We start from the raw sequence: 13,736 nt of genomic DNA, 5'->3' as shown, positions 1-13,736 counted from the left end.
AATTGTCCACTACACTAAGTTAAAAAGGAATTAAAAAACACAGTGATGTGTATTTTTTTTGCCCCAAAAAATTAACCTATCTTAAAAAATGTCCAGTATGGTAATATGTTAATTAAGGTTATTTTTGGAAGTTATAGGGTAGTTTTAGAGAGGAGGAGAAATATGGATAGAATCACTGAATATAAGGGGTATTGGGGAAATAGTTATAAGAGAATTAGAGGAAATGTATTATATGAAGTAATGGTAGCTGGTATCACCAAAAGACATAATGATTTTTTATACATGATGGTTATGGGTACAAATGGAAAAGTTTATTTTGATACTTATAAATACCTAAATGAAGAACTAGGAAATGAGGGATTTAGCAAAAGAGAATTAGCACTTCGCGCTTTAAAGTTACTTTATTCATACATTGAGCTGTTTAATACAGAAATAAGATATTTAGATGTGGATGACAAGAAAAAATTTGTAACTTTTCTACAAGGCGGTCAAGGTATTGGACAATACATATCGTATGATTTTATGACTGTACGGAAGAATGATACCGTTAATTCTTATTTAGGAGTTTATAGAAAATTTTTTCGTTATTTAGGGATAAAAGGCAACGTATTTGAAGAACAAAGTGGGATAAAAAAAATTATAGGTAGTGGTAGTGCTTTTAACTCTAAAGCTAATGCAATAGAAGTACACAAATATTCAATGAACTTAAAGGAAGTTAAAACAACTATAGTCCCTAAATATATAAAATACACCGAATATTCAGAATTGATGAGTTTAATTGAGGATAAATATACACTTCGAGAGAAGATTATAGTCAAATTAATGTATGAATATGGGCTTAGAATTGGTGAGGTTTTAGGTTTAACTTTAGAGGACATTCAAGGAGACTATATAACAAAACAAAAAGGTAGGTGCCGATTAATATTAAGGAATCGTTTTACAGATAAGCCTTGGCAATACGCAAAAGGTTGTTTGAAGATTATATCACGCAATAATTACACTAATGAGATTTATAATACAGAGGGTGGTGGTTTTCAAATTATTAATATTTCATCTAAAACATTTAATTTAATTCAAGAATATATTGATGAAACTACTTCTCCTTTTTCCCTGAGTGATAAAGCGTATAAAAATTACTTGGAAAAAAATATAGCCGATAAAGTTAGTGAAATGGATATTGATAGAAATGCATACGTCTTTCTTAGTAAAAATTACACACCAATAGCTGGCGGAGCTTGGAATAGGATTATGAAAAACATTTTTCAACAAGTTGGGATCCAAATTGATAGAGGAAAGAAAACTGATAATCTTAACCATCGTTTTCGTCATGGTTTTGCAATGTTTAAGGTGTTACATGAAGGCTTTGATGAGATTAAGTTAGCTTATGTTATGCGTCATTCAAATACTAACAGTGTGAGCGCATATTTTAATCCAACAGAAGATGACTTAATTGTTTTTGCTAGTAAGCAAGATAAGCTAACTAAGAGAGGTTTAAGGCTATGACAACAGCAACGAAGTCATTGAAATTTGATAAATTCCCAATTAAATTAAGTAAGACATTTAAACAGTATGTAGAAAATCATCTAAAAAATGAAGAGTTTAAATCTTTGTTTTGGAAATTTTTTGAGGATAGTTATTTAAATCAATGTTTTTCTTTATATGTTCGTAATTCAATTCGTTACAATTTGGAAAGATTCTTATACAGTATATTGAGAAATTACACTATCCAGCATTTTTCTTGGAAACAATATTGTGTGAGTATGAAGTGTATTCGAGAATACAAGACTTGGAGTGATAAAACCAAGAGGATAGCAAGAATAATGTTGTCCGATTTATACCTTTACACTATAGAAAATAGACATTTAAATACGGTAGATTTTAATGAACTAAAGGAAAATAAAGAATTTCTGATTCAGGAAGAACGAAGGACCACCTTAGGAAAAAAAGAGTATTTCTTAGATCGAATTAGCACTAACTTTCCTCTGGATAGTTCACTAGACCAGCTGCACTTTATTCCGGAAGGTCAAATGATAACGAGAGATAATAAGAGTAGTAAAGCCAACATACTTAACTTAAATATTTCTAACAATCAAATAAAATCCTTACTTATAGGGTTTTATCAAAGTGAAGAACAACAACCTCTTTTACTAAGGTATTTTTTATACTTGTTTCGTTATAGTTTAATGTCGATGAATAAGGAGCCGTATTCTATTGCTGATTTTACGTTCGAAGTTTTTAAAAAACAGTATCGATTTTATCAAAATCGAAGGCTTAATGAGTTAACTCTTTTATTTCATGAACAAAGTTATACACTTTCTCGATACCTTGTTCGATTTTATATATACCTTTGCAAGGTTATAAAAGAGCAAGATATTCAACACAATATTTTCGAGGGAACGCTATACAACGAACACGTTTTAGGGAAAAATTGTTTCTCTGTTTACTATGAAAGAGGATATAAGTTAATTCATTATAATCCTTTTGAAGAGGTACCGTTTGAAAATAGATGGCAACTAATACCTTCTGATGGTTATGCAAATACTTCTAAAAATAGGCCGTGCGGTATTGATTTTTTACAAATTAAAGATAAGTCTCTTCGTGAAGACTTAAAAGCTTATGCTTGGAAACAAACTAGTATGTCGGTCAGAACGATGGCAAGAAATATTTATACGCTCATTGAATTTTTGAATTTTATCTCTAGCTATAAACAATTAAACAAAGTTGATGAGAATGTTTATGTGAATGCGGATTTGCTGGAACAATGGTGTTTCTATATAGGTGGTAAAGAAACAAATACACATACAGTAAATACTTATGTAAAGGCATGTAGGAGCTTTTTGAAATTTTATAAAAATAAATATCAAATTCCGATCTTGTTAATCGATATGCTTAAGCAAAAACCTCAAGATTATGATGGTGGAAATCCAATGACTAAACATGATATCAATTCATTTTCTAAAAAGTTTCAAGAAAAAAGGTCACAGAGTATTATGGGGGAACTTTGTTATATAATTTTTAATTTGGCCACTACTACTAAAATTCGTTTGGGGGAAATATTTAATTTAGAAAGAGACTGTATTTTAGAGAAATATGAGCAAGCTGGTGTAATTCAATACTATTCAAAGGGAACTGGTAATCAAAAGATTAAATTGACTCTAACAATTGAAAAAATTAATCTTATTGAAAAGGCCATAAGTCTCACGGAAAATGCATATAGTCAAGCTAGTACAGATATTAAAAAATATATATTTGTGAAAGAAGATGACCAAGTAAAAGGGAGGATCATAGATTTTACTTGGCAATTTTGGAATGTTTTTTCTAAGAATCAAAAAGAATTGGAAGGACAGCTTGATGGTAAATATCGTCCTTATGATCTTCGATCTACTTTTATAAATAATATATATACCGAAGGTATAAATGATAAAATACCAACTTCTGTGATCGTTCAAATGTCTGGAAATAGTATTCATACAGCTAAGAAGTATTATCTTAAAGCTACGGAAGTTCAAACATATGCTGAAATTTTTGCAGGAGTTACGGTTTCATCAGTTGATGTATATGGGAACATCTTGGAAGAAAAAGATGTTGAAGATCTTAATCCAGTAGAAGATGGACTTGGTGGATGTAATCAAAGAGGTTGTGTAATTGAAGAGGAACAATACGAATGTCTCATTTGTCCTCATTTTGCTACTACCGCCAATAGAATACCATTATTTAAGAAACACATAACAATGCTAAAAACACTAAAAGAAAGTACATTAAATAGCCAAGAACGAGGTATGATCGAAGCACAACTTAAATTATATACAGCCTATTATGTAAAACTACTTGAAAAAATTGGGGGTGGACAAGATGGAGCAAAAGCTTAAATCTTTAGAAGAATTACCAACTTATAAAAATGTACGAGCAGAACTTATCAATTTAAATCTAAAAAAAATTGTGGATTTTTCTGTAACTCCTAATATAAATTTTACAAATGATATATGGGAATTTAATGAATTTAAAAGGTTTTCAAATGAGAATTGGGCATATCATTATGATTTTACCCAATTAGATACAACATATAAAAATTATGCTAAATATATGATTTTAAGAGAGTTATTTAATAGAAACCTTCGTTTTACAACTGTAAAGAAAAGATTCTATTATGTTAGAGATTTCATTTATCATTTATCTAATCATTATATGTACTATCCTAATCTTATTGATGCTTCTTTTCTTAAAGGATTTTTAGCTAATGCACCATCTGAACGGAATTTAGCAGATAAAAAACAGGCTATTAAGACGTTTTTGTTGGAGATAGAACTTAGAGTACCTGATGTTAATTTTTCGGATTGTTATAAATATCTTAATAAACATGACAGTAGGAAAATTAAAATTGAGAGAGAACAAGGGAAACATAAATTTGTTCCGCTGGATATACACAACAAAATAATTTCTCTTGCTATTCAAGATTTAAGAAATGAAGATTTACTCATTACTCAACGTGCAGCTGCGTGTATGATTGTTTTATTAGCCGACACTGGAATGCGTATCGGTGAATTCAGAATTTTAGAAATAGGTAGATTAGATGAAATAGGGGTTAAAGGTGAGTATGAAGTCTTTTATTATCTTAACTTTAAGACTTACAAAACAGTAAAAGAAAAAAATATAAATGGACTAGAAGTTTTATAACAGAAAATGCTTTGCTAGCATATAGAACACTAACGGAGATATACAAAGAAAGAAGGAAAACACAATATTTATTTGTAAACGATAAGGGTATAGAAGTGTCAAAAACTTTATTACGTATGCGTCTAGTGCAATTTTTTTATCGACATCAAAATCAATTACAGCTCGATAAAATTATCGATTACGATGTAAGTCAATTCTCTGTGACGCGAAAGAGAAACTACAAATCGCTAAAGTTTGTGCCAGATGATGAAATGGATAAAGATATATACTATGTTACTTTCCATCAATATCGAGTTGTATTAGCTACAATTTTATACAATAAAGGTTATCATCTAGACTTTATTCGTCAACATATGAACCATTTAACTGAAGAAATGACTCAACATTATATTAGATTTAACGAGATGAAAAAAATAGAGATAAATGCGATTGAAACATTGAAAAAGAGGTCCACAAAGGATGGTTTGACACTGAACACAAATATAAATGACATCTCTGATAAATATATAGTAGAAGAACTTCGAACTGAAGAATATCAAGAAGTGTATAATCAAATAAATAAATTTTTGAAAAAAAACAAACTGAATATTTTCACAGATATAGAAGAAATCGTATCTAAACTTTCAAGAACTGACACCCCGATTGCGGATACAGAATTAGGTATATGTGCGAAGTCCTTCAATAAATTATGTGAACGTAATCAATATATATCAAGTATTAATGATGCTTATTATCTTGGTGTTCAGATTCATTCGTTAGAAGAATTACCATTCTCGTTAAAGCGATTCCAAGAAAAAGCGAGTATCGTTGCATATAATGAAAAATTGTACGAGAAAAACCAAAAGTATCGTAATGAACTTGAAAGAGAATTAAAAGGTATCAAAAAGTATATTGAACGAAAATTGAATCCCGAGTTAATGTTACTAAAAGATGAAATAAGGTCTGGAGGGATTTGTGACAAATATCCTGAATTAGAAAGTATTGTAGAGAGCATTGATGATATCGAAAAGGAAGTGAAAAAATGGAGCGCGAAAACATTATAGTTGCAACCCAGGAATATTTAAAACAGTTTAATTTAGGTGATTTAAGTCTTTATAAGGAAAGCACTCGAGAGCAATTTATCACGATTGAACAATATTTCTTCGAAATGGAAGAACGAATTAACAAAACGCTTAAAGAAATTAAGTCGATAAACTTAAATATTCGTGGGATATGTAAGGCAATAAGCATTTCCAAAAGTACCGTTTATAACAATCCGAATACATTGCGTTTATATATTGAAAAACGCATTGATGATATTGAAAAGCAAGATTTATTATCAAAAAATAAAGAAAGAAAAACTCAGGAACGAATGTCAGAACTTGAAAGCTTTATTGATAAATCCATTATAGATCAAATAGAATTTAATAATTTGAAAGTAAATAATGAATACTTGCAAGCTGAGGTCCATCGACTTGCCGAAAAAAATCAATTATTGGGCTTGGAACGTGCCGAACTTGTAAAAAAAATAAATGATATGGATTTAGAACTTAAGCAATTACGAAATAAAAAAGGAACTGTGGTTTCATTTAATTAAGATAAAGGATAATTTATTTAGGCTATGTTCATAAATGGTTTTGCTAAAGGATAAACAGGTAATTATTTTTTCTGAAGAATTACTCTCGAGTCGAAATATATGTCTATTTGTTTCTGAGAAAAATGCTCAAATAAGTTTAGCATTTGTTTAAAGTACCTTATTTGACTTTTAGACATATTATGTAAAGATTTATTTTAGTTATTAACTGAGGTGACATGTTATGATAAATATGTATTGTAATAATAACAGAGTAATAGGTTCAGTCTGTGCAACGCATGGAGCTCAAGCAACGATGCATGCTGTGCATCATGCGATGCAACATATGCCACATGATCATCAATATTCTGTTGTGCAACATCAAATTATACACCATTATCCTCATGCAGGATATACACATCAAAGTATATATCCTATGGGCTTTACACCGATATCGTTTTATTAATTATTTTTAGTAGCATATACAATTTAAATATTATATACAATTGGAATTTTATGGTTTTTAGGAAGGTTCGCCGCATGAAAATACATTCTAGAGAACAGGATAATAGGCATATTAAGAGACGTGTTGTTAAATTAGCAGAATTTTTAATTTTTTTCACGCTTCATGTAAGATAAAAGTTATTAAGACCATTCATACCCCTTAATAAACAAAGGCGAAGTCTTCAAAACAGCTCCGCCTTTTCAAGGTACCATGAACTTCAACCATTACTAGTTAATCCCTAAAAGTTGTTCTTTTTTACCAAGCTGTTTATGTTTTTTGTAAACTTTGCAAGGAATGTTTGTTTCCGGTGAATTGATGCGCATATCCAGTGACCACGAATATGAAATTTAATAAGACAATTATTAAACATAATAAAATGCTTTTTTAATGAGTTTATATAGGGAATATCCTATATATGTGAAGTAAGCATAGCACCTTATTATCGGAATTCAATGTTATGAGGAGTTGTGTGATTAAACCAGAACTCACCAGCTGAATAATGTAAAAACAGCCAATCCATTAGGGAAATTTAAATTTGTCCCATCAAATGCCCCTGCATGTACAGGAATTATAGGATTAGAAATATCATAAATTTCTACATTGTTGCCGAAGGCATTTGCTACATAAAGGGTAGTACCTGTAATAGCTAATACAGCAGGAGCATTTAAATTTCCTTCATTAAACCCTCTTATGCGTATAGGATCCATAGGATTAGAAATATTATAAATTTCTATAGTATTATCGCCAGCATTTGCTACATAAAGAATGTTACCTGTAGTAGCCAATCCGGAAGGAATATTTAAATTTTCTCCATTAAATTCTCCTACATGTACAGGGAATATAGGATTGGAGATATTATAAATTTCTATCATGTTTTTGTTTTGATTTGCTACATAAAGAAATCTATCCCTTACAATAGGTGGGAAAGTAACTGGGAAAGCAGGAAAAATTCTACGACAGTTTTTCTTCTGTTTAGGAAATATAAATGGGTTTGGAAAATATGAGTTCAAAATAATTCATCTCCTTTATTTCGAAACTTACTAGGAGTCCCAACGATCAAATTCACATTAATACAATTATTAGTTAGAAATTTTATTTTTTTACGCAAAGGGTTGTAGCCCAAATAAACGCTTTTGTTACTACTTTGGTTTCAATAAGTGTTCGCCTTTATTTAGCCAATTTGGCTGTAATAAAATGCTATATCAATTTAGAGTGGATTTTATAATTGTACGTTGTTTGTACCCCTACTATAATTATTCATATTCAAATCTAGTTATTTTGCTAATACACTTGTCCACATTTGCCAAATAAAATATATGATGAATATTGTATACAAATCCAGCTAGTATAACCTGACTTATCGGTAGCAAATAAAAAGCATAAACCATAATTGTGATTGGGTTTGTTTTTTATTGTATTATACAGTTTTTTATATATTATGGGGTTTTTCAGGCTTACGGATGTTTTGTAGTAGTATAAAATTTTGTATAAAAAAGTAGTTAAATTACTATGTTCTAATCCAGCTAAATTAAAGACACTAAAATTCTCGTTAAATTTAAAAAGGATGGGAAATAATATATAGCAATTGAAGAACGTTTTAGAATAAAGGGTGGACAAAAGGTTTTGTTGCAAAGTTTGCCACATGAAGATACATTCTAAAAAACAGAATCTAGGGGGATCAGACATGAGATAATTTAAAGGGAAACAATTCAAAAAAATATTATTTTAGTAGCTGTTGGCTAATATTTCTGATTTCCTTTAAGTTATCGTGATGTATGCCACAAGAAGGGTGATACCTCTCACGAATTGCTAGATTTTTAAAGTCTTTGTTTTTGTATTCATAATTGGTACATAGTTGATTAGAAGCAAATGTTTTAGATAACATAACAACTTGTTTACCATACAATTTTGCTTTATATTCACTCATTTTTTGTGTCTGTTTTTTAGGTTGTAACTTAGTTTAAGATGCTTCGCAACAGGACCGAACAGAGCCTTTTATTTTTCGCTTTTTCATAATATAGGTAAATTGGCGAATCTCCTCACATAAAATACTATAGATGTAAAATCGGTTTCCGCATCTAAGGAATGAGCATATTCTGTTTGGAGGTGTTAATATGTTTGATAATCAAAATGAACATAGGAAATGGGAAGGGATTCAGGTTGGAGCTTTGGATTCTAATTTGGTGGGGCCAACGTTTCCAGCCATTCCTTCCTTTACTTTCCCAACTGGACCAACCGGACCAACTGGAGAAACCGGACCAACCGGACCAACTGGAGAAACCGGACCAACCGGACCAACTGGAGAAACCGGACCAACTGGAGAAACCGGACCAACTGGAGAAACCGGACCAACTGGAGAAACCGGGTCAACTGGAGAAACCGGACCAACTGGAGTAACAGGACCTACAGGAGTAACAGGACCTACAGGAGAAACAGGTACCATGGTTTTAACAGGAGTTGGAGATCCAACATGCGCTATTGGAAATTTAGGAGATATTTACATTGACCTATCCACAGGGAGAACATATTATAAGCTCTCTCAGCCAGTTCCTCCAATGGTCAGAGCTATTCCAGCTCCTACCGGTGCCACAATTCCTGTGGGTTCAACCCAGACTTATACTACAATTGATGCAGCTTTAGCTGTCGCTAATAATGGTGACAGATTATTACTTGACGCTGAGACTTTTATAATTACATCCACTGTTACTGTTAATAAATCGATAACGATTGAGGGTCAAGGAATAGGGGCAACTACCGTCATTACTACCTTGAATACTGTAATCTCTATGTTTAATGTTACAGTATCTAACGTTATTTTTCGTGACATGTCAATCATCCAAAATTTCCCTTCTATTTTGAGTGTAGAGTCTGTTATTTCAATTAATAATTTGTTAGCAACAGGAATATATGTTGATAGTTGTGAAATTTCAGTATGCGAACTCGGTATCGCGATTAAAGCAACTGAATTCCAAATAACAAATTGCAATTTTACCTATGCACCCGCTGCTTCACCTAACAACGGATACTTCTATATCATTATTTCCTCTACTTCAGGGCAAAGTATTATTGACGGTAACACCTTTGTGTCTGACTCAGGTAACACGAGATGCAGATTTATCATCATAACCAATATAACCGTTAATTCAGGCACACTTCAAGGGAATTTAGTAATAAGCAATAATACACAAGACAACTTATCTCCCGCTACATTAAGACACCTGTTAGATATCGAGGAATTTGTTGGTACAAATTTTGGTTTGTTTCTTTTAAACAATACAACAGTAAATGAAGGAAATGTACCTGTTTTATTGTTTAACGCGGACTTTACTATATTTAAATTCATAGAAGTTAATGGTAACAGTATTCAAAATACTGCCGGAAAGGGAATTATCGGAATTGACTCGAGTTCTATCGGTCAAACACCGATTTTTAGTTCGGGTAATACAATTGCAAATCAATCTTTCACTCCAGGGTGGGCTTCTGCAACCATTCCACCTAGCTTTATTGTGGGGTATAATACAGCAGTAATTTTAGAGCCGCCTAACCTGCCATTAACTAGTTGTTATTGGCTTATGTTGATTTGATACCGTATAGATGTAATTTAGAAGTTTAATATGTTACTATGACCCCAAACAAGGCCACTCAAATAGTTGAATAACATTGTAGCACAAGAGCATCACTTTATTAAGAAACGTGTACATTCTATATTAAGAATCAAGTTTTTTCACACAGCTATAACCTTGCAGAGGTAGGTGACATGTTTTGGTTTTTTATAAAGTATAAGAAACCGTCAGAAGAAGTAGAGATTGAATATCGATGTAATTTCGAAAAAATAAGATCATTACTTTTGGGAACACAACTGTATTAGATTTTCTTGCAAAGTCTTTATGTATAGATTAATAAAAAAAGAATGCACACAAATTAAAATGTGCATTCTTTTTTATAATAAAGCTTGATTAATAACTAACTGTATTCTTATTGCTATGACTATAACTTTCTTCCATAGCCAATGCATCTGCTTTAGTAACATGAACGGTACCAAATGGATGATTTGGAGGAGCGTATATCGAGTAAAGTTTTAACGGAATATTACCTGTATTAGTTACATTATGCCATGTTCCCGCAGGTATCATTATTGCAAAATCATCATAGACATTTCTTTTAAAGTTTAAATTATCTTTACTCTTGCCCATTTGAACAATCCCCTGACCTTGTTCAATACGTAAAAATTGATCGACATTAGGATGTATTTCCAAGCCAATATCTTCGCCAATATTGATGCTCATTAAGGTAACTTGTAAATGTTTACCTGTCCATAAAGCAGTACGATACTTATTGTTTTGTTTTGTTGCTTCATTTATATTAACAACAAATGGTTCTGATCCATAATCTGTTAACGAAATACTTCCAACACCGTCGGAAAAACTAAAAGAATCAAATCTGTTTGCATACTCTATCTCATTGGGGAAAGTCCAGTAGACAGGCGGTCTTCCATAGTTATACGGTACATTAACATAATAAGGACATGGATACATAAAAGGAATATAGTACATTTTTATCAACCCTTCACGATTTTATAAAATTATCCTATGCACTGGTTAAGTTAATGTACTTAGACTAAAGGTAACTTTTGTAAAGAAGGCTTTTTAGCATAAAAGGGGTACGGAAACAATTATGGATTTCAGGGGGGAATCTGGAATTAAATCCTATATTTTAATTTTGATAAGTCAATTTGAGAGCTTCTAAAGTATTTAAAATAAACAACTTGCTATATTATTAATAGCGTATATCCTATTCATAATGCTTGGTATGAATAGGTTTATCTCATTATCGTTATAAATCTGCTTAATCCTGATGTGACACGGTTTAGTTTTTAGACATATTATATAAATGTTTATTTAATTATTAACTGAGGTGAATTATTATGATAAATCCTTACTGTATTAAAAACAGGGCAATAGGCTCAGTCTATACAACCCATGGAGCTCAATCAACAATGCATGCAGTATATCATGCAATGCAGCATATGCCATACTATCAACATCCCGCTATACCTTATTATGAAACCATACAATATCATCCCTCTATAGAATATACACCTCAAAGTATATATCCTACCATTTTTACAACAATTCCACTTTATTAATCATCCTTCTGTTTTTAATTACTTTTAAACTGTATATACAACCACTGGGGAACTCTTCCCAAAATCCTCGTTTTTGGTCTGTTTGGCTTGGCAACACCCTTGATATAGAGCATTAAGACAACTTGTCTTGATACTCTATATAGGAATGTAAATAAAAAAAGAGTGTAGATATCTATACTCTTTTTTCTCTAACTATCTGAGACTTTTAAAGGGTCTCTTTCTGATATTACAGATTTTATACATACTTAGACTTCAGAAGAGGAGTAACATTCGAATTTATGATATATTTACTACTCACTCGCAGTGTGAACTCTAAACGATCACATGAATTAAGAAAGTCAGTCGTTGAGGGTGGATTTTAGCCTGATTTTCATACACCAATCGAAGCGATGACGTATAACGACGCTACAAGAACTTGCAACGGTGGTATTTTACAATAATGTTGCTAAGATTGCAAGTAAGCATGATCGAGATCTTGCTACATTATTAAGCCGTCTTGCAAAAGAGGAAACTCTTCAATATGCGTTTTATCGAGACGTCATTCGAACACATTTAGAATTGGAACCTAATTATTGCTATTATATTGCCAATGTGATTAAGAATTTTAAAATGCCAGGTGCCGTCATGCCTGATTTTGAAAATAGAATGGCTGTGATTGCAAAAGAAGCGAATTATGGACCACTACAATATTTTGATCAAGTACTTGATGTAGTGGTTGATTATTGGGGGTTAAAAGACTTACGACCAATTGCACCTTTAGCTGAAAAAGCAAGAATTGAGATTTTGGAATACCACACAAGATTGAAAAAAATACGGGATCGATTTGGTCGTTTTCAAGGGAAAGCTGATCTACGTTAATGAGTAGAGATTTCAGAATTTAAGCGAGGAAATGCCCATGCCCTTTATGGGAAATCTGACACACTCCCTATTGTTTTGGGGTGTTTTCTACTTAATTTAATTTTTGTTAAAAATGTTATTGACGATAAAAATGATTTTATGATATTATAAAATATTTGATAAAAAATCGAATGTATGTTAAGGTTAAGAAGGTTACCATATATGGAGGTGGATTATATGTTTCAAATTGGCGATAACATTGTTTATCCAATGCACGGAGCAGGTATAATTGAAGCCATAGAAGAAAAAGAATTCTCAGGGNATGGAGGTGGATTATATGTTTCAAATTGGCGATAACATTGTTTATCCAATGCACGGAGCAGGTATAATTGAAGCCATAGAAGAAAAAGAATTCTCAGGGAAAAAACAACAGTATTATGTGATAAAAATGTCAATCCGTAATATGCAAGTCATGATTCCTACGGGAAAAATATTGAGTTCGAGTATACGACCAGTTACTGATATACTTGCATTAAAACACATTATACACATTTTCCAGCATGGAGAATCAGATAGATTATTGCCGTGGAAACAAAGGCATAAAGTGAACACGGACAAAATAAAAACGGGTGAAATACAAGAAGGTGCTGAAGTTGTACGTGATTTAATGCGTATGAAGAAAGAAAAAGCACTGAATACAAGCGACAAAAAAATGTTGGATAACGCACATGAATTTTTGATTAGTGAACTAGGATTAATTAAAGGGATCACTGAAAATCAAATAAAAAGTTTCTGTTAAGGTTCATTATAGATAATGTATGACATCTCCCGGAAATATCCTGAATTTTTCGGGAATATGATGATTATTAAAAGTAAATCATTTCAAAGACATTCAACTTCTTCAACTCACTTTTAGAGTAGAAACCTCTTTTGTTATTACTTCAATCTAATCCATTTTTATTTTTAAATTTCTTTTACGAACGTTCGAAGTTTCATTAAATAACTCGATCAAATAGTCACTT

10 protein-coding genes and 5 pseudogenes are annotated in these 13,736 nt (G+C 31.6%); 12 read left to right on the top strand and 3 right to left on the bottom strand.

From position 1 onward, the window contains the following. Positions 1 to 162 precede the first annotated feature (162 nt). The 6 genes from ASE54_RS14775 (at position 163) to ASE54_RS14755 (ending at position 6,692) form a co-directional block, all read left to right on the top strand. Positions 163 to 1,503 (top strand): site-specific integrase, encoded by a 1,341-nt coding sequence (locus ASE54_RS14775; RefSeq protein ID WP_000375122.1) that lies wholly within the window; start codon positions 163 to 165, stop codon positions 1,501 to 1,503. After that, positions 1,500 to 3,869 (top strand): site-specific integrase, encoded by a 2,370-nt coding sequence (locus ASE54_RS14770; protein ID WP_000205477.1) that lies wholly within the window; start codon positions 1,500 to 1,502, stop codon positions 3,867 to 3,869. Before ASE54_RS14775 ends, ASE54_RS14770 begins: the two co-directional genes overlap by 4 nt. After that, positions 3,853 to 4,674, top strand: coding sequence for a hypothetical protein (locus ASE54_RS36945; RefSeq protein ID WP_000435848.1), 822 nt, complete (start codon positions 3,853 to 3,855; stop codon positions 4,672 to 4,674). The genes ASE54_RS14770 and ASE54_RS36945 overlap by 17 nt, the downstream gene beginning before the upstream one ends. 95 nt (positions 4,675 to 4,769) lie before the next feature. Further along, the gene (locus ASE54_RS36940; protein WP_000047693.1) at positions 4,770 to 5,717 is read left to right on the top strand and encodes a tyrosine-type recombinase/integrase; all 948 of its coding nucleotides are present in this window, start codon (positions 4,770 to 4,772) and stop codon (positions 5,715 to 5,717) included. Next, the gene (locus ASE54_RS14760; protein WP_000439123.1) at positions 5,696 to 6,250 is read left to right on the top strand and encodes a hypothetical protein; all 555 of its coding nucleotides are present in this window, start codon (positions 5,696 to 5,698) and stop codon (positions 6,248 to 6,250) included. The genes ASE54_RS36940 and ASE54_RS14760 overlap by 22 nt, the downstream gene beginning before the upstream one ends. A 220-nt stretch (positions 6,251 to 6,470) precedes the next feature. After that, the gene (locus ASE54_RS14755) at positions 6,471 to 6,692 is read left to right on the top strand and encodes a hypothetical protein (RefSeq protein WP_000609320.1); all 222 of its coding nucleotides are present in this window, start codon (positions 6,471 to 6,473) and stop codon (positions 6,690 to 6,692) included. Positions 6,693 to 7,216: 524 nt separating this feature from the next. On the opposite strand, the gene ASE54_RS14750 is transcribed toward ASE54_RS14755, so the two are convergent. Next, positions 7,217 to 7,741 (bottom strand): hypothetical protein, encoded by a 525-nt coding sequence (locus tag ASE54_RS14750; RefSeq protein WP_003258422.1) that lies wholly within the window; start codon positions 7,739 to 7,741, stop codon positions 7,217 to 7,219. A gap of 710 nt (positions 7,742 to 8,451) precedes the next feature. Beyond that, positions 8,452 to 8,670 (bottom strand): annotated as a pseudogene (locus ASE54_RS34335) (zinc ribbon domain-containing protein); the annotation flags it as partial. A gap of 175 nt (positions 8,671 to 8,845) precedes the next feature. On the opposite strand from ASE54_RS34335, the pseudogene ASE54_RS37560 reads away from it, so the two are divergent. Further along, positions 8,846 to 9,169 (top strand): annotated as a pseudogene (locus tag ASE54_RS37560) (exosporium leader peptide-containing protein); the annotation flags it as partial. A 1,191-nt stretch (positions 9,170 to 10,360) separates the two neighbouring features. Continuing rightward, positions 10,361 to 10,465 (top strand): annotated as a pseudogene (locus ASE54_RS36930) (IS6 family transposase); the annotation flags it as partial. Positions 10,466 to 10,687: 222 nt separating this feature from the next. Here the strand turns inward: ASE54_RS36930 and ASE54_RS14740 are convergent. Continuing rightward, a complete protein-coding gene (locus ASE54_RS14740; RefSeq protein ID WP_000291468.1) occupies positions 10,688 to 11,284 on the bottom strand; it encodes a cupin domain-containing protein in 597 nt (198 codons plus the stop codon). Between the two features lie 371 nt (positions 11,285 to 11,655). Here ASE54_RS14740 and ASE54_RS36925 point away from each other — a divergent pair, with 371 nt between their 5' ends. The 4 genes and pseudogenes from ASE54_RS36925 (at position 11,656) to ASE54_RS14725 (ending at position 13,513) form a co-directional block, all read left to right on the top strand. Then, complete coding sequence (locus ASE54_RS36925; protein ID WP_000609747.1) at positions 11,656 to 11,877, top strand: hypothetical protein; 222 nt, start codon at positions 11,656 to 11,658, stop codon at positions 11,875 to 11,877. A gap of 192 nt (positions 11,878 to 12,069) precedes the next feature. Beyond that, a pseudogene (locus tag ASE54_RS14730) lies at positions 12,070 to 12,735 on the top strand (acyl-ACP desaturase); the annotation flags it as partial. 216 nt (positions 12,736 to 12,951) lie between these two features. Next, positions 12,952 to 13,035, top strand: a pseudogene (locus ASE54_RS35740) (CarD family transcriptional regulator); the annotation flags it as partial. Positions 13,036 to 13,051: 16 nt separating this feature from the next. Next, positions 13,052 to 13,513 carry a CarD family transcriptional regulator gene (locus ASE54_RS14725; protein ID WP_000486309.1) on the top strand — a complete coding sequence of 154 codons (462 nt, stop codon included), beginning with the start codon at positions 13,052 to 13,054 and terminating at the stop codon, positions 13,511 to 13,513. Positions 13,514 to 13,736 lie beyond the last annotated feature (223 nt).

Origin of the sequence: Bacillus sp. Root131 (assembly GCF_001429475.1) — a bacterium.
Lineage (GTDB): Bacteria > Bacillota > Bacilli > Bacillales > Bacillaceae_G > Bacillus_A > Bacillus_A thuringiensis_S.
The sequence above is the reverse complement of the archived record's forward strand: the minus strand, read 5'-3'. Positions and strand labels throughout refer to the sequence as shown.